This is a genomic window from Pantoea sp. LMR881, assembly GCF_027157825.1.
Classification (GTDB): Bacteria; Pseudomonadota; Gammaproteobacteria; order Enterobacterales; family Enterobacteriaceae; genus Pantoea; species Pantoea haifensis.
Genome location: NZ_JAPVOK010000007.1, coordinates 157,773 through 181,725 on the forward strand (window position 1 = coordinate 157,773; position 23,953 = coordinate 181,725).

Genomic DNA, 23,953 nt, shown 5'->3' on the forward strand with positions numbered 1-23,953 from the left:
TGTGATATTCAGCCACTTTCAAAAAGTCATTATTGTAGACCGCACTGGCTCAAAATCTTTTCTTCAGAATAACTTTCGGCGCGAAAGTCCTTCTTCTGCATAACATTCCCTACCCAGAAGTATTTGTTACGTTGTCAAATTTTTAAGCCACTACAGAGCAGACTACCCGGCTACTGAAGTACGACAGGCTCAGGAAATGTTAAGGTCGGTTCCAGCTGGGATTTAGACGTCAGTTCAGAGAGACCATGCGAAAGAACAGATTCGTGCCATGTCCACTCACCCTGCTCATGAATGAACTCTGTCATAACTGATCGCGCTACGTGAATTCTGAAGAGACAGCAGGGATCCCAGCCCAGCATAATTTGCGTAGCGTTGTCATTTTATGGCTGAGTTTTGTCTGACAAGATTCACATTAAGGTACAGGCATGCCTTTTGGCTTTATACAAGGCTGATTATATGAGGTTAGGCAAGCAACCATGATCAATGTTTTAACGGGATTAGCTATTATAGGATCCATGCTAAAGTGGATAAAAATAGTCTCATATTCACAATTTAAGAAAATATGAGGGTGATAGCATTCTAAAATCAAAAAAATTAATTAGTCGGAAATACTCATTGGTGCTGAGCTCAAAGGCACCCGTATGAGAAATACCAAAAAATAGCCGTATTCACACTCAGTGCTGGAGCCAATATATTCCGCATAGTTAAGGTGGTCGGTCATTTTTTCAAATCCCCCACCAGAACGATGTCAAAATGGCCTGATTCAATCATGTGACAGCCGGTCTGGAAGGAAACAGAACTGCTGGTACAGTTCGACGCAGTAATAAGGCAAGGTACCGGGCTCAGCCCCAGGGTATCTGAAAGAGTTGGGCTGAGTCCGCCGTATTCTGAAATACCTTCTCCATGATAGCCAAATGCTATCTCCTGAATTTCACGAGGCTCGATGTCGATCTGGGCAATGGCGCGGTAGGCGGACTTAACAACCGGTTCTTTAAATGTTTTCGTCAGGTGACGGGTCCCCGGGCAGGGGTGTGATCAGCAGCAACTATCGCAACGCGGCGTGAAGCTGTCATGGCAAAACCTTTTTTACAGGTAAGCGGTAAGGGCGTAATCAGGGCGCAGGAATTTGAACTCATATTTGCAGCGGTGCCGTAATCCACAAATTGGATAGTAGACAGCTGCTGTTCATCGCTGTGCTGATGTCGGGGTAGATCAGAATTTCTTCGGTCACTGTTAACGCGATAGCATCGCTACCTGCTCCGAAGCCATATGAAACGATTAAAATACGCTCATCGGGTTTTGCATTATTCAGCACTCTGGCCAGCCCCAGCAACGGGCTTGCAGCTCCGATGTCACCCGTAGTGGATGCGTAACGGGAATAAGCTAATTGTGCCTTATTCAGGCCCAGTCTGTGAGACGTTGAACGTAGTGTGGCAATAGTCGGTTGTTGTAAAATGACGTGGTGAAAGTCAGCAGCTGTTAGCCCTGTTTTTTTCAAGCATGCCTTTAAAAGCCAGCTCTAGATGCCGATGGATGCCAGGATTGTTTTTATCGGATCCGAGGCTCATGCCAGAGCGGATATAGCAGTTTCCTTGCGGCCGGATCTTCCGCAGCAGAAAACGTTTCATCTACTTCAGCTATCACTTTGTCTGTGTCAAACAGCACTACTACTGCGCCGGCACCCGTATACGCCTCTGTAAGGTCACCTGGCGCGGTGTGACGGCTGATAGTATCAGCGCCTATAGCCAAAGAGTGCTGAGCCATACCGGCTTTCACCATGGCAAAACTCAGCTGCATAGCTGACGTTCCTGACTTGCCGGAAAACTGGATGTCCGCACAATAAGCCTGTTGTCCAGTGCCAGGAATTTCCAGAACGATTGCTGCAGAACTGCGGGAATCATAAGGATTCGTCCAGGTACCGAGATAGATTGCATCCAGTTTATCTGTACCAGCCCGACGCATCGCATGTCGACTGGCGTCTGTGCTCAGAGTGATTGTATTTTCATCTGATTGTAAAACGGTACGTGATTTTACACCCAATGATGGAAAGTTCAGTGTTCTTCCAGACACTGACCACGTCCTCTACATTCAATCGGCAGAGAGGAATGCTGGTGCCATAGCTTGTAATGCCTGGTTTAAATTGCATACTGTTATTTCATTTAAAAAAGATGAAATGAGCGTACGCAGGTAATGCGTTCGGCGAGCCAGCTTATGTTCCTTAGGCTGGTATCTCTGTGGATTATGATTTATAGTAAAACAATACTAACCGTATCGTTTCATTTATTAATAAGCCAGACCTGATTCTGTGTAAAACCAGTAGCGTGAATTATTTATGAGTGATGAAAACCCGAAATCTCGCCGTTCAGCGGGAGCAGTACGTAGTGAGGCATCGCATCAGGCAATTATCGATGCAGCAAAAACATTACTTTCGGAAAAAGGCTATGTCGGCTTTTCAATCGATGGTGTGGCCAGACTGGCTGGAGCAAGTAAGCCAACCATTTACCGGTGGTGGGCCAATAAGGCACAGCTTATTGCAGAGGTCTATGAGGTTGAGAGCGCATGTGCGATTCACATTCCAGAGGATTTGGAGGTCAGTCAGCGATTTTCTCTAATGCTCAGCACGCTCTGGGAGTTGTGGCATAACACCTCCTGCGGGGTCGCGTTTCGGAGTTTTATTGCTGAATCACAGAACGTAAAAGAAAACATGGAACTGTTGCGTGATCAGTTTATGGCACGCCGATTTGCTCTACCCAGACAAATTCTGGCGACCGCCGTCAGGAGACAGGAGTTGCCAGCCGATACCGATATTGAGCTGATGCTGGTAATCACCTTCGGTTTCAGCTGGTTCCACCTGCTCACCGACAATCTCGACCAGACAGAAACCATCGCACCCTTTATTCAACACCTGTTTACTGCAATTCCCCGCAAGCATCAGGCTTGAACGGCGATTTGATTAATAATGGCTTATCTGGAGTTATTCGTCATGAAAGATACACACCAAAACTGGGATCTGCCTTCCATAGATGATCTACTCAATCCGGCCCCCTTACCGCTTGAAATGGGTATTTCACGTTTGAAAGATGGTCGTCTGGTCGTGGCAGCCAGAACAGACATGACAGGATGCACTGGTGATATGTTTGACTGGTGGTTTAAATTTTTCAGCACAACCGAGCATTTGAAGTGGTGGCATCCGAGTGAGCATAAAGCACATTACGGCTGGGACAGCCACTGGAAGAAAGGCCAGAATTACATTGGCGCGACGATTTACGCTGAGGAAGGGTTGGGAACGAAAATAGCTCCGATACCAGCAAAAATCCGCTTTCATGCCGCTGAAGATTTTTTCAGCACTGAGCGTCTGATGTATGCCAGGGAGCAGCGATGGATATCTACAGCCGTATGTGGCTGCATTGGTTTTGGGCAAAGCATCACTCTTGACGGAAAAGGCGATCCGATAGACGGAAGAATGATCCATCTAATACGTGATACCGGTTGGGGATGTGTACTCCGGTCACGCTTTATTCTGGGAGAAACAACGAACACGGACGCAAATCCAGTTGCAGATGAAATTGGGCTAGGTCTCATGCAGCACGCACATTGTGAATTTACTTCACTGTCCCGCTTACTGCCTTCTCTATATTACGGGGAAAATGCGGCAACGGTTGAGCCACCCAATTACTGGTAAAGGCGCAGAGAATAGCTTCCCGATATAATGTCATCCGTCACCGGCATGTACATCGACATGCCGGATATAGCGCATCATAGTTTTCCGATTGTTCAAAATGACCCACTTTACAAATTGCTCGAGTAGCCATAGCTAGAGCGGCATCGACGCGACCTGGTCGTTACTGATGACATACGTTAAAAAGGCTCGTGGGCATTTCATTTATTTCCTTTTGTTCAATCCCGGCTCCCCAAAAATCCAACTACATGCAGCTATATGGAGTAATTAGCGACCTGTTAAACAGGGAGTGCGATACATAACAAAGGAAGTGGTATCCATTTTACCTTTACTTTACTGAAGGAAGAGTAAGTACTATAAAATCCTCCTCTCCTTTCAGTTTTTAGCACTAAAATTTCTTTCAGACTATTGCGCCGCGGTGCTTACGGCGAAAAAACATTAGTGCAATGATCACAATAATCCCTATCAGGCCTGCGCCTATAAATACTACTGAGGAACTCCCGGGAATAAATTCCATGAATGAAGACATAAATTGGCCTGAAAAGATAGCCATTGAAAGGTAAGCAAGGTTTCGGCCTCGTACTTGAGCATGGCTTTGCTCCACGGTCATATGGTTAACCAGCGGAACAGAGAGCCCGAAACCGCATCCCATCAGTACCCCACCTGTAACAAAAGGGGATGCCAGAGGCTGCAGAAAAGAGAAGGTGGGCGCAGGTGTAGCAAATGAAAGCTGCATAAAGCGTACTGTATTCACCTATGCGTGCAACAATTCGAGGCATGAGCGCTTGCGGCGAACACTGCGACTAATGAGATAAAAGACAGAAAATAACCGGTTTCAGCTGCTCCAATACTCATTTTATGAAAATGCTGCGGAATAATGATAACGCCAGTAAAAAAACATATCATTGAAAAAGCAGCTGCAAAATACACAATTTTAAGCTTACCAGCACCTTCTATCGCTATATTTTCGCCTTGAACGCTTGCTGGTTTACTATGTTCTGCCGAAGGCTCAGGTATAAATAAAATCTGCATTGCCAGAAGAAGCCAGGCTACCAGATAAAGTATAAAAGGCCAGCCCCAGCCAAGTGTTGCAAGCAGCCCACCTATAAACAAGAAAATCACTCCCCCAGTTCAATGGACATTCCTTGCGAAGCAATCATTTTCAGACGAGCATGACCACTGTAAAAGGTTGATATTAGGGTTGTGCCTGCTGACATGACGACTGCCGTGGCACCGCCAAGCAGCAATCTGTCAAGCATAACGGGCACCAGTCCATTCAAAAATACCCCTCCGCTTCCAAGCAGCCCATACATGAAGAGCCCCCAGCTTAAAGCCCTGTATGCGCCCGCCTTGTCAATGAAGCGTCCCGCTAGCGGCCCGAAAATGACTACTCCTAAGGAGGGTACGGTTACAAGCCAGCTTGCAGCCGATGGGGTACCCAGGTTATCAGCGACTTCAGTCAATCCGGGAACGATGACGCATCCCACCATAATAGTGAGGCAGGCAACAGCAAGAAGCGTAAATGCCCCAGGCTTTTTTAAATCTTGCATATTTTCTCTCCAGCAACCGTCCAATAATTAGAACACATGACCAATATACGGATGACATTCTCAAGTCTTACCGAGTATATGTCAAATTTTCGACTGTAAACCTATTGTCAGGGAAACGCCGTATTTAGCGACTTGTAGTTAAATAAAAGTCGGGAGATAGGTAAAAAGCATACTAGAATGCTTGTTCAACATATCCACTATGTGGATAAAAGTGATATGCTGATACTCCTTTGTAAGCCTGGAATTTTGATATGAGTAACGAAGCAGATAATAACGGATCTCAGGTAATTGCCAGGGCGGCTACTATTCTTCGTGCCCTCGAAACACAGCCTAAAGGGATGACAATCTCACAACTGTCCCGAGAAACAGGCTTACCGCGAACCACAGTGCATCGTCTGGTCAGTTCGCTTGAAACTCAGCAGCTTTTGATTTCTGGTCTGGAAGGAGTTCAGCTTGGTCCCGCTCTTGCGCGTCTTGCCGCTTCAGCACATACCGATGTCATAACACTTTCCCGACCCGCTATGGAAACGCTCGGTCGCCGCACGCGAGAAACCGTTGATTTATGTGTATATCGAGGAAATTATGCGGTATCAGTCAACCAGTTTGTGTCTGACCAAGAATTGCGCGTCGTCTCTCCAATCGGCACTGCTTATCCCTGTCACTGCACAGCTCACGGTAAGGCGATGCTGGCAATGCTGACAGATGAAAAAATTAAAGCTCTCTTGGGCAACCATCCTGATGTCCGCACTGATAACACTCTGCGAACACTTTCATCTGTGCTCGAAGACGTTCGCGAAATTCGTACCCGGCACTATGCTATTGATAGAGAAGAACATGCGCGTGGCGTTTGTGGAGTTGAGTCTATATTGATGCCAGCCTTAGCGAGCATTACGCCATTTCCATTGCGGTACCTGCACTCCGGTTTGATGAGAAATTTGATCACTTGCTCGGTTCGCTAATGCAATGCAAGGCAGAAATTGAAGCAATGCTGGCATAAAAACGCTGGTCATCAGTTAGTGACTTAAACGCATAATATTCTACTTAAAGTCTCGAAGATGAAGTCTGAGGGATGATAATGTTGTCAGGATTGAGAATAATGTTTTATTTCTTTATCGTTTCAACATTAACATTGAAAATTAAATAAATATTCCTTTAAAGATAAGCATTTTCAATACATTTAAAGCTGTGTTCAAGGCTCCCAGACGGGAAAGCCATTAAAACAGGTAACACGTAAGCCGTTCCGGCGTTAGCCGATTTCTGACATGGACCAACTGAACGAAGAGTCTTTAGAATAAAAGCGCCATGATATGTAGCCAGTAAAATTGTCAATAGAAAGACAAAGGATCGGATGCCTATGTCTTTTAACTATCAGTATGCTGGTGTCAGATATGATCAGGTTCACATAAAAGCAATTAAGTTATGAAACTACTTGTAACCAGAAGTCAGAGTATGAATAGTTAACGCCGTTCAGGATTGTTACTGCAGTGCAGGCAAAACCTAAACCACACCCGTTTTCAATGCCGACGGGTGTGGTTTAGGTTTTTTTTGGCCTAAATTCAGCGTTCACCTTAAAAGATGCATCATATGGGAGTTTTATAATGAAATATCAATCGCTTGCTGACGATATTATCAGGTGTGTCGGAGGGGAAAAAAATATTCTGAGTGTTATGCATTGTGCCACGCGCCTTCGCTTTAAGCTCAAAGATAGTTCAAAAACCCATACAGAAGAGCTGAAATCTAATCCCGGTGTGATTATGGTTGTTGAAAGTGGCGGCCAGTATCAGGTTGTTGTAGGTGGACAGGTTGCTGAAATCTACAAACTGATTGCGGTACCCAATCGCGAGCACTCTTCACACATCGATTCAAATGCCTCGGGTAAAAAAGAAAATTTGTTTGCAAAGTTTATTGACCTCATTTCGGCAATATTCACACCGGTAATTAGTGCGCTCATCGCAACAGGGCTGCTAAAGGGATTACTGGCGCTCGCGGTAGTTTGTGGCCTTCTCGACCAAAGTCATGGTACGTACAAAATATTTTACGCCACCAGTGATGGACTGTTTTATTTTCTCCCAATTATTCTTGGCTTCAGTGCAGCCAAAAAGTTCGGTGGGAACCCGGCCGTCAGCATGGCGATTGCCGCAGCGCTGGTACATCCAATTATTACTAATGCTTTGAAAGTGCCCGATGAAGCTACATCAATGAGTTTTCTTGGGCTGCCGTTAGAATTAATGAATTACAGCTCATCGGTAATTCCCATTGTATTTGCCGCATGGGTTGCAAGCCTGATTGAGCGTTATAGTCAACCGCTCATACCAGCGGCCATTCGGTCATTTTCCGTAGCCTTCGTAAGTCTGGTCATTACTGCGCCGTTGACCTTTCTCGCCATCGGACCAGCTTCAATTTGGATGAGTAAAATTATCGCAGAAGGCTATCTTAGCCTATATGGTATGAGCCCAATGATTGCCGGAGCCATTGTGGGTGCATTTTGGCAGGTATGCGTAATATTTGGTCTTCACTGGGGACTGGTACCCGTCATGATCAACAATTTCGCAAATTTTGGTCATGACACACTGATGCCTTTATTAGTGCCGGCAGTCATGGGGCAGGCAGGCGCTACGCTTGGCGTATTCCTTAAGTCAAGAGATACAAAGCTTAAGGCGCTTTCAGGTTCGGCCTTCACAGCCAGTCTCTTTGGTATAACCGAACCAGCGGTTTACGGCGTAACATTACCTCACCGTCGACCTTTTATCATCGGCTGTATTGGCGGTGCTCTTGGCGCGGCCGTGCTTGGGTTCTGGCAAACCACTGCCTATTCTTTCGGTTTCGCCAGCGTATTTACGTTCTTCCAGGTTATTCCGCTAACAGGTCCTGACACTTCAGTAACCGCAGCTTTTGCGGGGCTGCAATTGCATTGGTATTTTCAACATTGGTGACCTGGCTGTTTGGATTACCAGCTCGGACAACTACTGAACCAGCCCAAAGTCTCATCTCTAAAACGGATACAGCCAGTGAGGTTGAATCATTTTCGGGTCTCTCAAAGTTACAGGTTATGAGTCCAATGACAGGCACTATAGTCGGGTTGGAGGATATCAAAGATCCGACATTCGCAAGTGGCCTCCTGGGCAAGGGTGTGGGCATAGTGCCGACAAGAGGTCAGGTCGTGTCGCCAGTTAAAGGGGTCGTCTCCTCTCTTTTCCGAACTAATCACGCTATTGGGATAACTGCTGAAAACGGCACTGAAATTCTAATCCATGTAGGCATTGACACAGTAAAACTAGATGGTCTTCATTTTACTGCACATGTAAAAACTGACCAGCCAATTAAAGAGGGTGAATTGCTGCTTGAATTCGATATTCCCGCTATTCAGGCTGCTGGATTCGACCTTACAACCCCAGTGCTCGTAACCAATAGTGATGAAATGGCTGATGTTATCGTTCAGGCAAATCAAACAGTTTCTGAGTGTGGCAAGTTACTAACCGTTATCAAATAAATGTCAAGGTAAAAGGAAAAAAATGAACACTCGTTTTCCAGAGAATTTTTTATGGGGCGGTGCTACCGCTGCTAACCAAATTGAAGGTGCATGGCTAGAAGATGGCAAAGGTGTTTCAACTTCAGATATGCAGCCAAAAGGGATCTTCGGCGAAGTGACACCGCGTACAGTGGGAGATTTTAACATTAAAGATATAGCGATTGATTTTTATCATCGCTATGCCGAAGACATTGCACTCTTTGCTGAACTTGGATTCACTGTACTGCGCATTTCGATTGCATGGACGCGAATTTTCCCAAACGGAGATGACAAAGAACCGAACGAGGCAGGACTGGCATTTTATGATCGCGTTTTTGATGAAATGGCTCGCTATAACATCCGGCCAATGGTGACTTTATCACACTATGAAATGCCCTTTTCACTGGTTGAGAATTATAATGGATGGTCAGATCGTCGACTAATTGCATTTTTCGAACGATATGCCAAAACCGTGTTTACCCGCTATAAAGACAAAGTGAAATTATGGCTGACATTTAATGAAATTAATATGTCACTTCATGCTCCTTTCACCGGGGTTGGCCTCCCAGAGGACAGCAGTAAGCAGGCAATTTATCAGGCGATCCATCACCAACTGGTTGCAAGCGCCCGTGCGGTTAAAGCATGTCATGAAATTATTCCTGATGCGCAGATAGGGAATATGCTACTCGGCGGGCTGATGTATCCCTTGACCTGCCGGCCAGAAGATGTGCTGGAAACCGAGCGCCAGAAACAAGAATGGCTGTTCTTTGGTGACGTGCAGTCTCGTGGCTATTATCCATCATATATGGAACGTTTTTTTGAAGAGCGTAACGTAGTACTTGATGTTTCCGAAGAAGATAAACAGGACCTTAAACACACCGTAGATTTTATTTCCTTCAGCTATTATATGACCGGCTGTGTGACCTCTGATGAAGAACTTAATGAAAAGGCACGCGGTAACATTCTTTCAATGGTTAAAAACCCTCATTTAACAGCGTCAGAATGGGGTTGGCAAATTGATCCAGTGGGCATGCGAATCCTGCTCAATATGCTCTATGACCGATATCAGAAACCTTTATTCATCGTAGAGAATGGACTGGGGGCAAAAGATGTTGTCGACGAGAGCGGCAATATCAATGACGTTTACCGTATTCAGTATCTTAATGACCATCTTATTCAGGTATATGAAGCTATCAGAGACGGTGTTGAAATAATGGGCTATACCAGCTGGGGGCCTATAGATATGGTCAGCGCCTCCCTGGCTGATATCTCCAAACGCTATGGATTTATTTACGTCGACCGAGACAACAATGGTAACGGCACTCTCGCGCGTACCAGAAAAAAGAGCTTTTACTGGTACCAGGATGTTATTCGTAGTCACGGAGAGTCTTTGAAATAATTTTTTCAGACATCCATAAATACAAATCTTTTATTGCCCTATAAAACAGCCCGTTAATTCGGGCTGAGTTACACCCTACCTGAAATAAAGAGAAAGAAATAATGAATAAAAAGTTTCTTTTATATCTAATAGTTTGTATTAGCATATTAACAATGTCCTGTAACACTCAGGCTCAGGAGCTACAGTGGAATGGTACAGTGCTGGGCTTTGAGTCACCTCAAAAGGACTATTGGGCGATATGATGGGTATTCGCCCTGTATTAAATAGTAACGGATTTAACTTCGATCTGAATTATTTAAGCCAAATGGCAAACAACGCTGGAGGCGGTTATGACCACGACTCACATACTGCATATATTGATCAAGTCTCGCTAACGTTTACTCAGGATTTGCAACGATTTACGGGCATTCCGGATGCCACAATTGAAGGAAATATCGTCAATCGCAACCATAATGATTTGCTGACAACTAAAAGGCTTCAGGATCCGCGCGTGCAGTTTAATGATCTTTCTCAGGAAAGTTGGGGTGGTCAGTCGATAACGCGCCTAGGATGGCTGACGTTTAGCCGGACTTTCAATGACCAGCGACTACTGTGGCGGGTCGGCCTAATGAACAAAGTACAAACTTTCGATCAGTCAATTCCCTGTGATTTCCAACTGCTCTCTCAATGTGGTGGGCAGTCGGCTAATTCACTATTATGGAGTAACTGGAACGTTCATACTTGGGGAACTTCTTTTGCTTATAAACTGACGGATGAACTTACTCTGAAAACAGGAATAATGGAACAAAATCCTGATGCTAGTTCACGCAGTCATGCCTGGAGCTGGTCAACAAAAGGCAGTAAAGGTTTCCTGCTTCCTGTTGAATTAGAGGCCAAAACCTTTGTCAATAATCTTCCTGGGGTTTATAACGTTGGTGTTTTGTTCACCAATGCTCACCAGTTTGATCTCTCCAGCGGCAAATCCCAAGAAAGTGGCTTAAATGATCCTCAAGGATATAAAAGCTACAATCGGACCTGGTTTTTATGGGCAGGGATGAACCAGCAAATAACGCGCCATCTGGATAATTCAAACAGAGGATTAAGTATTTCATGGAGTATGAGTTATTCAGACCAACGCACTAATCCTTATAACATTGTAACTACGGCTTCAGCAAGATATCGTGGCATGTTCGATGTGCGTCCGGAAGACTGGATTGGATTTGGTGTTTCTTACATTGACATGAGTAATCACTATGCCCGTAATCAAGAGATGCGTAACGAAATTGCAGGAGTCAGCGATTATGGTAATGCTCTTTATAGCCCAGTACCGGGTCATTCGGTGAACGCAGAATTATATTATCGTTTCAAGCCCATTGAATGGCTTGATTTGCAGCCTGGTCTGCAATACTGGCATCGTCCGGGCGGATTAAGTGAAACACAGGATGCATGGGTTATTGGGCTCAAAACCGTAGTCAGATTCTGATATATACGCGCGGATCTTTTCAGGTCCGCGTCTTTGTCACCCTAACGCCGATTGATTTCATACATCGTCGACATGAACAGGAGTTCCAGCAAAATCGCGCCTTACTCGTTCTATATGGATAGTGAGAAACATTCTCTCTTCATTAGCCAAATCATAGCCGTAACGGCTCTGAACATGTAAACTAATTTTTTGTGCACACTGGTAGGCATTAGGATACTTTTGCATAACTGCATCATGCAAGGAGTTATCATCATTCTGTATCCCTTTTTTACCTAGCATACGCTGTGCAAAAAATTTAAGGTGACTTACAAACCGGTTATAGCTTAATGACTCGGTGTCGTAATCTATGCGGAGGGTATATTTTACGATGTTTAGTACTTCTTGCATAAACTGTGAAACGTGCCCGACTTCAGGCATACCACTGTTTAATTGAGCATTTACAAAATGAAAAGCTATAAAGCCAGCCTCATCGTCAGTAAGTTTGACCCCTAATCGGCTGTTAATAAGATCCAATGCCACTAATCCCGGGGCGTATTCTCTTGGATAAAGCATTTTGATTTCCCACTTAAGATTGTTTTTCAGCGGGATGCCCTGCCGGCTGCGTTCAATCGCAAAGTGACAATGATCGCTAAGAGCTATTATTAAAGTATCCTGGAGGCTACAGCCCAGCGTTTTACGTGCTCGTTCTATAATCAGTACGCAAGTGGTCACAACTTCTTCAGGGATAATGGAAACCATATCGCTTAGTTGCGCTACAATCCCTTGAGTGCGTATAGAGTATGATTTTTCAGTGCAGGAAGGATCAATCTCATCACCTGTACGTTTCTGAAAGCAAATCCCTTGCCCATGATGACTTCTTCTTTGCCTGAATCATTCAGTACAACGGCAACGTTATTGTTTAAGATTTTGATGATTTTCATAGAAGCCCCTGAAATGAAAAAAACCCGGCCCTCCGCGAGGCGGAAGCCAGGTTTTGCCTGCCAAGAAGCAGTAACAATCCTAACATGAAACCTTATAACATCTTCTGTAGATTACAAGCTTTATACAACTGAACTGTGACGGGTTTAGCGAGGAAATTAAGTCTCAGTCATTTCTAAACCATTCGTAACAACCGTTATCTCATAACTAGTCGCTCTGCAACAATCAGAAATTTGAGGCAGCAGCGTTTAACATTGCGTATAGTGACTGAAGACTGGATGACGAGCCATCTTTACATGTCTTTGAAATTACCCAGTTAGTTTAATGAACATATTTCTAGTCAGGTTAACTCCCTTTTATATCGATCTTTACACAACGAAAAAATGCCCAAGCCTTCTTAGAAGGTTATATTTTCATCAAGAGAATATTATAAACTGCTTAATAGCCTACTACGACAAACCATTTTATAAAATATTCCTGCAAACAACCGTTATTTATATTAAAAATTTCAATTTACGTTAATCGCTTCCTTTCATTCCATATTTCTTATGGTTGCTCATTATATACTGAAGAATAGTTGACGATGAAAGTCTGACTAACTTGTTTTTACATGTGTTAGATGTAATTTAAACGAAGAACAGACAACCATAAGTAAACCTTAACGCCTTATCCCAGTGAAATCATGCGGACTTCATGTAGTAACGCCTTCATAGAGATTGCAGTCTGGCTTATAAAGCACAAGATAGTTAAACACTCTACGTTGCTTTTTACTTATTAAAATATCTATTTGAAAAAGTAGCTTTACGCAAAGTGCATCGTCAGGGGATAATCCCGCCAGATTTCAGCACAGCGCGCCGGCACGGCGGCTTCACTTACGGCGACAAGGAACCACATGACTGACCCGGCTGATGACCATTTTTTGCCGCACAGGCTACAGCTTTCTTCTTTTGAAGGGCAGGATACGTCGGCGCTGGCCGCGATTAATAACAGCCAGCCGCTGAACCCGGCGCAGTCTTACCTTATCGGACTGTCATCCGCCGCCAGCAGAAAGACGATGAGCTCTTTTCTCAATATCGTGGCAAAAATGCTCGGCTTCAGCGCCCTGCAGAGTTGCGCCTGGGGCAGCCTGCGTCGCCACCACATCCGCGGGCTGCTGGAAATGCTCTCGGCCAGCGGCCGGGCGCCTGCGACCATCAATACCTATCTCTCTGCGCTGAAAGGCACCGCCCGCGAGGCATGGATGATGAAGCTGATGGATACGGAAAGTTATCAGCGAATTCAGGCGGTACGCGCAGTAAGGGGAAGCCGGCTGGCCCGCGGCCGTGCGCTGGCCGTCGGCGAAATTCATGCGCTGTTCCGCTGCTGTGAAGAAGACTCCGCCTGCAGAGGCCCGCGTGATGCGGCCATGCTGGCGGTCATGCTCGGCTGCGGCCTGCGCCGTTCAGAAGTGACTGACCTCGACTACGCCAGCATTCTGCTTCAGGAGCAGGCGCTGCTGGTACGCGGAAAAGGGAACAAAGAACGACTGGCCTTTATGCCGGAGTCGGTCTGGCGGCGCATCCATATCTGGACGGCGACGATTCGCGGCGAGCAGGACGGGCCGCTGTTTACCCGTATACGCGCAGGTGACAGTGTCACTTACGAACGCATGACGCCGCAGGCGGTTTATCACATTCTCAGTGAGCGGCGTACGCAAAGTGGGATCGATGAATGCGCCCCGCACGATTTACGCCGCACGTTCGCTTCCATGATGCTGGATAACGGGGAAGACCTGATAACCGTCCGCGATGCGATGGGCCACGCAAGCGTTACCACCACGCAGAAGTACGACCGCCGGGGTGATGAGCGTTTGCGCAGGGCAGCTGACAAGTTGAATTTTTGATGCTTCGCTTGCGCCTGGCTCAGCCCGCCGGTACCCGGAGAAAGTAAATCTTTGCGATGCCAGACAGGGTTTGCACAAAACACACCCCTTTGCGGCAGTTTCGAATAAATATCTTTATTAAAAAAACCGCTACGAATCAGAGACAGAACTCGTTGCCGCCGATACATAACTGAATTGTCTGTTACCTCAGCTGTTGCCGGAAACGGTATCAAAGCTGTGGCCGCTTGCCAGCCAGAGATAAAGCCGTATTCGGGAAGCAGGAATAATCAGTCATTATTTACAGGCATCTGTACCTGTTTGCACACAGGCTTTCCACTTTTTCTGTGGATAAGTCTGGTCACTCGGCCGGTATGTATTACCTGCGCCGAACTGAGCAGATATGTTGTCGGATCTCAGTGGTGTATTTGCTTTAAATCGTCTTCAGACAGACCGGTCATCTGCATGACTGACATTCTGTCCATACCGTTATCCAGCAAATTGCGGGCTATTTGCAGACTGGCTTCACGAACGCCCAGCAGCATGCCTTCCTGTCGGCCTTCCTGCCGGCCTTTTTCGAGACCTTTTTCCAGACCTTTCTGCTCAAGCTGTTGTGCAATAGTCATCAGTTTGTCCTCATGCTGCGGCACACGCTGTGCCAGTTCACGAATAATGGCTTCCGCATCCGGCGTTTCACCCGCCTGAATCATGTAGTTTACCAGCGCCAGCACCTGCTGTCCGGTCATAAATTCGGTCAGCATCAGCGTGACCAGCTGGTCGAGAAATTCGTTCAGGTCGCGCTGGCGGATATGTTTTTGCAGCAGCGTCAGGGCTGCCATGCTGCGGTGATTCATGATCTCTTCATCCGGGATGACGGTGACGTCAACCAGCGGAAAATAACCGCTGTAGAGTTCCTCTGCCCGCTCAGGTTCGCTGAACAGCTGCAGCCAGTTCATCGTGTGCGGATACGGACTACGTTTCCCCTGGTAGAACAGTATCGGTATTACTAACGGCAGAGTTTTATGTCCCGCATCCAGGTGACGCTGCATGGCGGCCACTGCATAGCGCATCAGCCGGAACGCCATCAGCCTGTCCGGCGAGCTCTGATGTTCAATCAGAACGTGCACATAGCCGTCGCCCCGGCCGGTCTTCAGCGAATAAAGCACGTCGCTGTAGTAGGGCCGCAAATCATCCTCAACAAAGCTGCCGGATTCCAGCTTCAGCGTCGTCAGGTCACAGATTTTAAGCAGTGCCGGCGGCAGGTGCAGCGATATAAAATCCCGCGCGGTGTCCGGGTGCGAAAGAAAGGTTTTGAACACCGCGTCGTGCGGCGTTGGCGTGCTTTTTTCTTCATCCTGATGGCTTCGCTGTGGTTATTCCATTGCCGGAATTTTAGCACAGGGGAAATGCCAGTGCGGCACCCTAAAATTTTATTGTCCGCTTTTAAAAAAGCCATAAATATGGCGATTCACTTATCAGAGCAGCCAACGTTTGGCAAATCAGGGATGCACGATGATCATTATCGCGCATCCCTTACTATTTAAACCACCGTACAGGCCGAACGGATATAATAAAGCGGTTTAAGTTCAACCTATAGTAAGGACTTCTTACGCCTGTTTATCTTTTAAAAATCGTATTGCAGACTCAAACGATTTTGCCAGAAACTTGAATCATACAGTGGCGAAGTTTGCACTCCGGCAAAATCAGACAGGCTCAAACCTTTTAACACGCCGCTAAATGCCCAGGTGAAATAGATCAGATATTCAGACTGATTGATGCTGGCGGATGACACTGAGGGTTTGAGGTCCATGAACGAATATTGCGTACCTAACGACAGGTTTTCATTCATTACGTAATTCAGGTTGGTTGAATAAGCATTACCGCTGCCCAAATCTTGTGTACTGGTAAAGAACGGCTGAGCAAAATAGGGGCCAGAAGACGAATTGTGCGCGTAAGGCACTACCAGCGAGCCATTGTTCCAACTGTTGGCGCTGGCGGCTATATGGTCATAGCTCAGCTTCCAGTTCAGAGCGGGCGTAAAGCTCAGCGCCAGTTGGGCACCATATGAGGTACTATCTACTTCACCTGCCAATGCTTTGCCGTCACTGGTACCGCGAATAAATTGCAGCGCGACATCCGGCCGGAACAGTGCATCCTGCCATTGCAAATGGCTCTCGCCATACACAACGCGGGAATAATCAGCGTACTCTTCATACCACAGTTGTCCGGTGAGTGTTTTACCGTCCCAGTGCGTACCGCGCCCACCGCCGATGGCCCACATACCATTCGTGCGCTCATCAATATCGGTATACGCCGTGGTGTTCAGGAACTGATCGTCACCCCAGGGTTTATAGCGCCAGACTTTGGTAGCATGCAAATAATTGGCGCTGTCACCATAATGAGTATCTACACCACGAAAGAGTATCGGCGTAATACGCCAGTCATAATCTCCAACGAAGGGAATATTAATTCGCTGATCGCCCGCAGTAATTTTGAAATTATTTCGCTGCCAGCTTAAATATGCTTCTCCAATATTAGTTTGATTATCGCCGATATCGCTGATGGTATGTGCTTCATCAGGATGATCAATACCGCGCAGGAAAATTGCGCTTACGCCTGCGCGAAAACCATATACAGATGCCGTTTCATATTTCAGGCTGCCACCGTAGCTGGCTGTATCCTGATTAAAGCCTTTAGAGAAATAGGCATTATGAGTGGAGTAATAGAGCGTACGTAAACTGCCACTCACCGTACCGCAGGTAAAAATATCAGTAAAGTTGTCCACTCCCCTGCATCATACTGACAAGAACTGATGTTACTCTGTGTTGCTGCCAACGCAGCCGGAGACAAAGAAAAAAACAGCGCAACCAGCCCCACACTTTTCAGTGTTTTCATTTTAAATATTTCCTGAATAAATACACCCGTCTTAAGAGAGCAACGCGCGGCATGCCGGATACGTGATCATCCGGCAGCCAGCTTTTGCCTTAATAAATTCTGAAGAATTAATTCACGCCCGAAATATGCACATTCGGTAAGGTGTCACGCACTTCCCAGCCGCGTAATTTGCCGGGATTGAGTAAATTATAAGGATCGCAGGCGCGTTTCATGGCAACCACATCAGCGCGTACCATGCCTTGTTTGCCGTCTTCAATATGAATCACATGCGGGTTATTTATTTTTACTCCATTGCTGCGATAAATATCCATAATGTCATTCAAACGATCTTCCGTGCTATAGCGCACCAGCGGTAATCCACTGCAAGTGAGATTGCCGTTCGTATCACGCAGGAATTCAATATGCGACATAACTTCATCTGACAACTGCGCTTCCATTTGCAGCACCTGCTGAAAGTAGTCATCTGGCGAATAGGCGGTTTGCAAATAAGTCAGGGTTTTGTCGGTTTTTAGCGCCTGAAGCGTGGTGTGGTTCCAGCAATATTCGATCAGCGAATGCCCGGTGTTTTCACCCTCGGCAAAATAGAGCGCATTACAGCCGGCGTGCTGCGCCAGAAGGGAAGGTATCAGGGGATCGCTTTCGCTGCCGACCACGGAAATGACGCCGTGCTTGCCAACCACATTTGCATCCGCCAGATCGGTAAAATAGTCCAGTACCGGCGCAGCGAACACAGCAATCTGACGTTTCACCAGACCTGGCGATCGTGCCAGCGCATCGGCAAATGCCATTGCCGCAGCAAAATCAGTAAAGGTATCAAGACGCTCAATCCAGGCGTGACGGGAGCCAGCGCCAGTTCGATCTCTGTCACGATGCCGTTGCTGCCATAGGCGTGATGCAGCAACAGCGCATCCGGTGCCTGCAGCGTTAAAATACGCGGTGTTTCTTCCATGGTCATCATACGCACCGATAACACATTGCCCGGTGCAGCCAGTGGGCCGTAATTGACAGAGCCTACGCCACCAAAGCCGCCGCCAAACAAACCACCGAGCGTTGCCAGCTTCCAGGTGGATGGCATGCAGCGCAGCTCCCAGCCAAACGGCCGTGTATGTGCTTCTAAATCGCCCAGGCGAATACCGGCTTGCGCACGCACCGAACCTTGCCCCATAGCGGTTACCGAGTTTAGTCGGGTCATGTCCACCATCAATCCACCATTAAGTGGGATCAACTGACCATAATTGCCGGTGCCGCCGCCGCGCAAATTAAGCGGAACACGCTGTCTCGCACAGGCCGCAACAATGGACTTCAGCTCCTGTTCGTCACGCGGACGAACGGCAAGTTCGGCAAATTTCTCTTCCAGCTGCGGTTTTAATACCGGACTGAACCAGTGAAAATCACGCGACAGTCGTTTCACCTTCGGTGCCTCTTTAATCCAGTCGAGTTCAGGCAACGCCGCAACCAGCGCCGCCAGTGCCGACTGGCGATCAGTATCAGACATGTTGTTTTCCTGTAATTAAAAAAGATCAGGTTGGACTGAGCTCGCTCTCATGCCAGGCAGCCAGCATGCGGCGCGTTAGCCACGACATCAGTGCAAACAGCAGAAATCCTGCCAGTGAAATCAGCAGGAGGGCGGCAAACATCAGTGGAATATTCAACTGATAGCCAGCCTGCAAAATCTGGTAGGCAAGGCCGGTATCTGCACCACCGGTGCCAGCGACAAATTCCGCTACCACCGCGCCTATCAGTGACAAACCGCTGGAAATGCGTAGCGCACCAAAGAAATAGGGCAATGCCGAAGGAACACGCAGCCTCAACAGGATTTGCGTGCGTGAAGCATGATTGAGGCGGAAATAGCTCAGCAGTCCAGCGATACGCTGCGCAGACCTTGCGTGGTATTGGAAATAATGGGAAACACCGCCATCAGCGTGGCGCATACGACCAGTGACAGCGTTGTGTCTTTCACCCAGATGATAATCAGCGGCGCGATGGCGACGATAGGTGTCACCTGTAAAAAACGATATAGGGAAACAGGGCGGTTTCAATAAAACGATTTTGCACCAGCAGAAAGGCGATAACGGAACCAATGACAATTGCCACTGCAAAAGAGATCACGGTTATTTTCATGGTGTAAAGCAACGACATAAACAACGAAGGAAAGTTTTGCGCCAGACTCTGCGCGACCACCAGCGGTGACGGCACCAGAAAAGCAGGCACGTTGAAGATAGTGACCAAAAACTGCCACAGCAATAACATGACAATGGCGACCAGCGCCGGAAACAGCCACTGCTGAAATTGACGATTTGCTGCTAAAGGTTTCATCATTTACTCTCCTGGCTGGCCGCTAACAGACCGCGTTGAAGCTGTTGCGCATATTGAGTAAACGCCTGGCTTACGCGGAATTCATCATCGCGCGCCATATGAGTCTCAATACGCATGTCATCCACTACGCGGCCTGGACGCGCCGCCATCATGATGACGCGTTGCGACAAAAACACCGCTTCCTGAATTGAATGGGTGACAAACACGACGGTGAGCTTCGCTCTGCCATAAATCCAGCAAATCGCTGTCCAGTTTGTTGCGGGTAATTTCGTCCAGCGCACCAAACGGCTCATCCATCAACAGCACTTTCGGCCTCGTTACCAGCCCACGTGCAATAGAAACGCGCATCTGCATACCACCAGAAAGTTCGCGGGGCAGCACGTGACCAAACTTTTAAGGCCGACCAGTTCAAGGGATTTCATGCACGCGCGTGTCAGCTTCTGCACGCGGTACGCCAGCGAGATCCAGCGGTAAACGTACATTCTTATGCACGTTACTCCACGGCATAAGTGTCGCCTCCTGAAAAACGAAGGACAGCGGCAAATCGCGTTGATTTTCGCGACGATCGCGGCGGAATAGCATTAATTTGCCATCACTCGCCTCAATCAACCCGGCAATCATTTTCAGCAGGGTGCTTTTGCCGCACCCTGATGGGCCAAGCAGCGACACAAATTCACCCTGTCCGATGGTGAGATCGACTGGCAACAGGGCGCGCGTGCCATTCGGGTAGATTTTCTCAGCTGACAGCACCTCATCGCCGGTGGCGCCGCAGGCAGCGGCACCGGGTTGCGTATCGTGGCTGATCAATGATATGCGGTTGGCGGTGTTCGCCGGCATAACCTTAACATCTTGAATAAATTTAAGGTTATAGCTGCCTTCGAACGGCACTTTGGCCGGATCGATTAGCTTGTTATCCACCAGCAATTGCCAGGTCTGCTTCAGGCGCGGTTCGGTAATGATGCCAATGCCTGCGGTTTGCGCATCGCCACCGGTCACCATCTGATATTTCTTCATCTGCGCAATGCCGAAAGCGATCTGTTCATCGCTCATCTGCGGGTTCTCTTTCTTGATGAGCACATTGCCGGCGGCCGGATCTTCCAGATAGTTCTTCCAGCCCTGCATTGAGGCTTTTACGAAGGCCGCAATCACCTGCGGACGCTTTTCAAGCGGGTGGATTTCATACACACAATGCTGTTGCCATATGGCGGATAGCCCCAGTCGCTGATCGGATAAACGCTGGCCTGAGCATTGGCTTTCTGTACGGGCAAAGGGTTCTGAAGTGATATAGCCTTTGCTGTACCAGATTTTTGTCCGCCAGGAAGGGCTGGATGCTGAAAGTATAAGGACGAACGCGAGCATTTTTCAGGTTAAGCACGTTCTGCGCCCATGGCCAGTACGAGGTATAAGCTTCAGCCGCCAGCAGAAACGTTTTTCCTGCAAATCGGCCTGACTTTTCACATCCGGATGCGTCAGAAACGCAATCGCCGAGTGCTGGAATGTGTGGCAACCGGCACGGCTTCGACGCCTTGCTGCCAGGATTCCAGTGCGCATATTGTCACTGATAATGCAGTCTGCCTGGCCAGCCGCCATCAATTGCATGGTGTGTACCTGCGGGCCGCCCATTTTAAGGGTGACGTCGAGACCGGCATCGCGATACAGATTCTGCGCCAGCGCCTGATAAAAACCGCCGTGCTCGGCCTGGGCGTACCAGCTGGTCATAAAGTAAATTTCAGCCGCCATGCTCTGGGCTGATAGCGCCAGCGAAAGTGCGGCAACAATGCTCAATGTTTTTTCCCGGCCGATCTCCGGTTAGCGCGGTTGTATCAAAAGATGCTGCGTCGTTTTGGTCTAATACTTTTCCCTGCCACCGCCCTTTGCCCCATGCCGGTTCAGGACGCGTCACCCAGGTCATCTGATGCACCTCCGTAATGACTTGCGCCCAGCTTTCGGCCAGAGAGTCAAGAATGGCTGCGCCTTGCTCTGGTGGGAGGGCAACGGGTTGCCAATAACACCGCTTGGACCAAAGTCATAAGACGCCCAGGCGGCTAACGGCTTGTTAGTAGAAGCGTCGGGCAGGGGAATGCTGGCGGATAGTTGGCGACAGCTTTATCCATCTGCACGGTATCCGGAGCCAGCGCCATCATCAGCGCGGTTTCTGCATGGCCGGCATGCATCGCCATCTGGCGCTCTTTATCATCCATAAAGCTTTCGGCGCAGTTCGGCACTTTTAAAAGTGTCCTGCATGATGATGATCATGTCACCATGGCGCAGCCGGAGTTCACGCGCAGCCATCTGCAACGGCTGCGGCTGTCCACCGTGTCCGTTAACCATTAAAATTTGCGGAAACCAGCGCGATAGAGTGATTCGCCAATCTCCAGAAGGGTGTGCAGCAGGGTTTCACCAGTCAGCGTCAGCGTGCCGGGAAAGTGCAAATGCTCGTCCGATTTACCGTAAGTAACAGGGGAATAGCATAGGCCGGAATTTCAGCCGGTAAGCGGGCCAGAGCATGCCCGACCACGCCTGAGAAATCACGCTATCCACTGCGCATGGCAGATGCGGGCCGTGTTGCTCAATCGCGCCGGTTGGCAGCACAATTACCGTGTTGGCTTTATTGTCCAGCGTGGCAATATCAGTCCAGCTCAGATACGGCAAAAAGCGGTTTGCCGGAATGTAAATCCATGCAACATTTTGATTCCTCGTGTTATTTTGGCAACCACGCCGTGGCTTCAACTTCGATTAACACATCCTGGCTCGGCAGCATTTCACTCACCTGTACGACGGTCGATATCGGCGGCGCATCAGGGGAAAAGTGCTTGCGCACCCGGCTGTAATGGGGAAAGTGGTCGAGATTACGAAAGTACTGCACCAGCTTGAACATCATCGCTCATCTGGCCGCCTGCGCTCTCGATGGTGGTGCGAATGCTCTCCAGCACGTACCAGCTTTGCGCCAGAATGGGCCCTTCTTTAATATCAGTAGAGAACTCGCCGGTGCGGCAAGCAGTTGCTGCGCGCTTTCCGGAATGTCAGCGTAGCCGGGACAATGGTGGCGGTTTGCGGATTCACCGGAATAATGCCGGACAGAAAAATAAAGTCGCCCGCGCGTCGCCACGCAGCATATTTTGCCAGCGGTTTGCCCGCTCCTCATCAAGCGCCATCAGTTTGTTCTCCTGCCTTCAGGGCATAACACACACCATTTTTCAGCCGATAACGCCGCTGGCGTAACGGCCAGCCCGTAATATCTGCATCGGGAAAGACCACTAAATCGTTGCTGAACTGCACAGCACCGGCATGCAACGCACTGCGCTGACAAATCACAGCAGATGCTTCATCAAAAGCCGCACCGAGTTGCAGACTCAGTAATCCACTGAACAGCGTATCGAGCGGGTCGTAGCTACCAATGGACAGAATGCGTCCCTGCACGTTGTCTGCCCGAGCAGCAATGGGATCCCGCGCGCCTGCGCCTCTTTATCAGCGTCAATCCTCGCAGACGTGGCGTGCGGCCTGCACTGCGTCCTGTAACAGCAAGTTGGTCAGCGGCAGTGCAATCAACGTGACGCGCTGCTGTGCCAGCACATCAAGGATCTGTTGCGCATCATCCTGCAAAGAAAGCGCACAGCTGTGGCTGCAGGTGATCTGCCCTTTAACGGAGATTCCCGCAAATAGCGCGCCAGCCAGCGCATGCCCTGTGCGCTGGAATTCAACTCTTCGTCAATATGCAGATCGATATCCAGCTGATACTGGCTGGCTGCCTGTAACAGGTTTTCAAATGCCTGCGCATCCCAGTTGCTGCTGTGAATGAAAACCCCCAGCAACGCACCCTGACCACTTAGCGCCACCTGCGCCGCAATATGTTGCGCATCAGTGGCATTAGCGAAAAAATTCAGCGGTGCCAGCGCCACACGTTCGATATCGCACAGCGGATGACTCAGCTCTACGATGACTTGCCAGGCCAGCGGCGCGTCAGCAGAAACCAGTCGATATGAGTACGCAGCACACCGACGCCGCCTTCCACAGCCCAGTGCAGCGCCTGCGTGGCACGCTGGCGTAAATCATCAGCGTTCCAGTTTTCTGACGGTCCTGGTGCATAGCAGCAATTGCCGCCAGCAAACCGCCTGCTGCGCCGGGCTACGCTGTACAGTGAAGGTTTTATCCAGATGGGCGTGCGGCTCGATCAGAGCAAAGTACCAGCGCGCCATTCAGCGCAAGATAATTAACGTATGAACTGCCGCTGTCGGGTTCAAACTGCAAACCCTCGGCATGAAAATGTAAAGTCGCTTGCTGTGGCTGGTTGTCCTTTAACGGCCAGTTATCTGGCGGCAACCAGCGCGGTAACCGTGCACCTGTCGCACCCGAATAAACGTTCATAGA

16 protein-coding genes and 9 pseudogenes are annotated in these 23,953 nt (G+C 48.4%); 7 read left to right on the forward strand and 18 right to left on the reverse strand.

Going from position 1 to position 23,953, the window contains the following annotated elements:
- Positions 1 to 1,132 precede the first annotated feature (1,132 nt).
- Positions 1,133 to 1,498, reverse strand: coding sequence for a 3-oxoacyl-[acyl-carrier-protein] synthase III C-terminal domain-containing protein (locus tag O3W44_RS24455; protein WP_269295218.1), 366 nt, complete (start codon positions 1,496 to 1,498; stop codon positions 1,133 to 1,135).
- Positions 1,499 to 1,548: 50 nt separating this feature from the next.
- On the reverse strand, positions 1,549 to 2,070 hold the full coding sequence (locus O3W44_RS24460) for a hypothetical protein (RefSeq protein ID WP_269295219.1): 522 nt from the start codon (positions 2,068 to 2,070) through the stop codon (positions 1,549 to 1,551).
- A 262-nt stretch (positions 2,071 to 2,332) separates the two neighbouring features.
- Between O3W44_RS24460 and O3W44_RS24465 the strand changes: the two genes are divergently transcribed.
- Positions 2,333 to 2,941, forward strand: coding sequence for a TetR/AcrR family transcriptional regulator (locus O3W44_RS24465; protein ID WP_269295220.1), 609 nt, complete (start codon positions 2,333 to 2,335; stop codon positions 2,939 to 2,941).
- Positions 2,942 to 2,983: 42 nt separating this feature from the next.
- A complete protein-coding gene (locus O3W44_RS24470) occupies positions 2,984 to 3,682 on the forward strand; it encodes a DAPG hydrolase family protein (protein ID WP_269295221.1) in 699 nt (232 codons plus the stop codon).
- 747 nt (positions 3,683 to 4,429) lie between these two features.
- Here O3W44_RS24470 and O3W44_RS24805 read toward each other — a convergent pair.
- Together O3W44_RS24805 and O3W44_RS24810 are read right to left on the reverse strand one after the other, a co-directional pair.
- Positions 4,430 to 4,792 carry a hypothetical protein gene (locus O3W44_RS24805; RefSeq protein ID WP_331283479.1) on the reverse strand — a complete coding sequence of 121 codons (363 nt, stop codon included), beginning with the start codon at positions 4,790 to 4,792 and terminating at the stop codon, positions 4,430 to 4,432.
- Between the two features lie 5 nt (positions 4,793 to 4,797).
- The gene (locus O3W44_RS24810) at positions 4,798 to 5,229 is read right to left on the reverse strand and encodes an MFS transporter (protein ID WP_269295116.1); all 432 of its coding nucleotides are present in this window, start codon (positions 5,227 to 5,229) and stop codon (positions 4,798 to 4,800) included.
- Between the two features lie 251 nt (positions 5,230 to 5,480).
- Between O3W44_RS24810 and O3W44_RS24480 the strand changes: the two genes are divergently transcribed.
- From O3W44_RS24480 to O3W44_RS24495, 4 genes and pseudogenes are all read left to right on the forward strand, one after another.
- Complete coding sequence (locus O3W44_RS24480) at positions 5,481 to 6,188, forward strand: IclR family transcriptional regulator (RefSeq protein WP_269295222.1); 708 nt, start codon at positions 5,481 to 5,483, stop codon at positions 6,186 to 6,188.
- 639 nt (positions 6,189 to 6,827) lie between these two features.
- Positions 6,828 to 8,719 (forward strand): annotated as a pseudogene (gene bglF, locus O3W44_RS24485) (PTS beta-glucoside transporter subunit IIABC).
- A 22-nt stretch (positions 8,720 to 8,741) separates the two neighbouring features.
- The gene (locus O3W44_RS24490; protein ID WP_269295223.1) at positions 8,742 to 10,136 is read left to right on the forward strand and encodes a glycoside hydrolase family 1 protein; all 1,395 of its coding nucleotides are present in this window, start codon (positions 8,742 to 8,744) and stop codon (positions 10,134 to 10,136) included.
- A gap of 152 nt (positions 10,137 to 10,288) precedes the next feature.
- Positions 10,289 to 11,598: pseudogene (locus O3W44_RS24495) on the forward strand (carbohydrate porin).
- A gap of 57 nt (positions 11,599 to 11,655) precedes the next feature.
- On the opposite strand, the pseudogene licT reads toward O3W44_RS24495, so the two are convergent.
- Positions 11,656 to 12,518: pseudogene (gene licT, locus O3W44_RS24500) on the reverse strand (BglG family transcription antiterminator LicT).
- Positions 12,519 to 13,408: 890 nt separating this feature from the next.
- On the opposite strand from licT, the gene O3W44_RS24505 reads away from it, so the two are divergent.
- Positions 13,409 to 14,398 (forward strand): tyrosine-type recombinase/integrase, encoded by a 990-nt coding sequence (locus O3W44_RS24505; protein ID WP_269295224.1) that lies wholly within the window; start codon positions 13,409 to 13,411, stop codon positions 14,396 to 14,398.
- Between the two features lie 392 nt (positions 14,399 to 14,790).
- On the opposite strand, the gene O3W44_RS24510 is transcribed toward O3W44_RS24505, so the two are convergent.
- The 13 genes and pseudogenes from O3W44_RS24510 to O3W44_RS24560 all read right to left on the reverse strand — a co-directional run bounded on the left by O3W44_RS24510 (position 14,791) and on the right by O3W44_RS24560 (position 23,950).
- Complete coding sequence (locus O3W44_RS24510) at positions 14,791 to 15,693, reverse strand: Rpn family recombination-promoting nuclease/putative transposase (protein WP_269295225.1); 903 nt, start codon at positions 15,691 to 15,693, stop codon at positions 14,791 to 14,793.
- Between the two features lie 305 nt (positions 15,694 to 15,998).
- A pseudogene (locus O3W44_RS24515) lies at positions 15,999 to 17,269 on the reverse strand (OprD family outer membrane porin).
- A 107-nt stretch (positions 17,270 to 17,376) separates the two neighbouring features.
- A pseudogene (locus tag O3W44_RS24520) lies at positions 17,377 to 18,764 on the reverse strand (FAD-binding oxidoreductase).
- A 25-nt stretch (positions 18,765 to 18,789) separates the two neighbouring features.
- Positions 18,790 to 19,588: pseudogene (locus tag O3W44_RS24525) on the reverse strand (ABC transporter permease).
- Positions 19,585 to 19,878: a hypothetical protein gene (locus tag O3W44_RS25270; protein ID WP_442954704.1), complete on the reverse strand. Its 294-nt coding sequence runs from the start codon at positions 19,876 to 19,878 to the stop codon at positions 19,585 to 19,587. Before O3W44_RS25270 ends, O3W44_RS24525 begins: the two are co-directional and overlap by 4 nt.
- A gap of 49 nt (positions 19,879 to 19,927) precedes the next feature.
- Positions 19,928 to 20,944 (reverse strand): annotated as a pseudogene (locus O3W44_RS25275) (ATP-binding cassette domain-containing protein); the annotation flags it as partial.
- A 3-nt stretch (positions 20,945 to 20,947) separates the two neighbouring features.
- Positions 20,948 to 21,370: an ABC transporter substrate-binding protein gene (locus O3W44_RS24535; RefSeq protein ID WP_269295227.1), complete on the reverse strand. Its 423-nt coding sequence runs from the start codon at positions 21,368 to 21,370 to the stop codon at positions 20,948 to 20,950.
- A gap of 260 nt (positions 21,371 to 21,630) precedes the next feature.
- Positions 21,631 to 22,017, reverse strand: a pseudogene (locus O3W44_RS25280) (creatininase family protein).
- Positions 22,018 to 22,030: 13 nt separating this feature from the next.
- Positions 22,031 to 22,237, reverse strand: coding sequence for a creatininase family protein (locus O3W44_RS25285; protein ID WP_442954700.1), 207 nt, complete (start codon positions 22,235 to 22,237; stop codon positions 22,031 to 22,033).
- Between the two features lie 49 nt (positions 22,238 to 22,286).
- Positions 22,287 to 22,711, reverse strand: a pseudogene (locus tag O3W44_RS24545) (RidA family protein).
- Positions 22,712 to 22,729: 18 nt separating this feature from the next.
- The gene (locus tag O3W44_RS24550) at positions 22,730 to 23,005 is read right to left on the reverse strand and encodes a hypothetical protein (protein WP_269295228.1); all 276 of its coding nucleotides are present in this window, start codon (positions 23,003 to 23,005) and stop codon (positions 22,730 to 22,732) included.
- Between the two features lie 125 nt (positions 23,006 to 23,130).
- Positions 23,131 to 23,484 carry a hypothetical protein gene (locus O3W44_RS24555; protein WP_269295229.1) on the reverse strand — a complete coding sequence of 118 codons (354 nt, stop codon included), beginning with the start codon at positions 23,482 to 23,484 and terminating at the stop codon, positions 23,131 to 23,133.
- Between the two features lie 247 nt (positions 23,485 to 23,731).
- Complete coding sequence (locus O3W44_RS24560; protein WP_269295230.1) at positions 23,732 to 23,950, reverse strand: hypothetical protein; 219 nt, start codon at positions 23,948 to 23,950, stop codon at positions 23,732 to 23,734.
- Between the last annotated feature and the right edge of the window lie 3 nt (positions 23,951 to 23,953).

What these genes read in the sequence shown, in the direction of transcription:
- O3W44_RS24465 (WP_269295220.1), top strand. Translation starts at nt 2,333, where the DNA reads ATGAGTGATGAAAACCCGAAATCTCGCCGTTCAGCGGGAGCAGTACGT.
- O3W44_RS24470 (WP_269295221.1), top strand. Translation starts at nt 2,984, where the DNA reads ATGAAAGATACACACCAAAACTGGGATCTGCCTTCCATAGATGATCTA.
- O3W44_RS24810 (WP_269295116.1), bottom strand. Translation starts at nt 5,229, where the DNA reads ATGCAAGATTTAAAAAAGCCTGGGGCATTTACGCTTCTTGCTGTTGCC.
- O3W44_RS24480 (WP_269295222.1), top strand. Translation starts at nt 5,481, where the DNA reads ATGAGTAACGAAGCAGATAATAACGGATCTCAGGTAATTGCCAGGGCG.
- O3W44_RS24490 (WP_269295223.1), top strand. Translation starts at nt 8,742, where the DNA reads ATGAACACTCGTTTTCCAGAGAATTTTTTATGGGGCGGTGCTACCGCT.
- O3W44_RS24505 (WP_269295224.1), top strand. Translation starts at nt 13,409, where the DNA reads ATGACTGACCCGGCTGATGACCATTTTTTGCCGCACAGGCTACAGCTT.
- O3W44_RS25270 (WP_442954704.1), bottom strand. Translation starts at nt 19,878, where the DNA reads ATGAGCCGTTTGGTGCGCTGGACGAAATTACCCGCAACAAACTGGACA.
- O3W44_RS24560 (WP_269295230.1), bottom strand. Translation starts at nt 23,950, where the DNA reads ATGAACGTTTATTCGGGTGCGACAGGTGCACGGTTACCGCGCTGGTTG.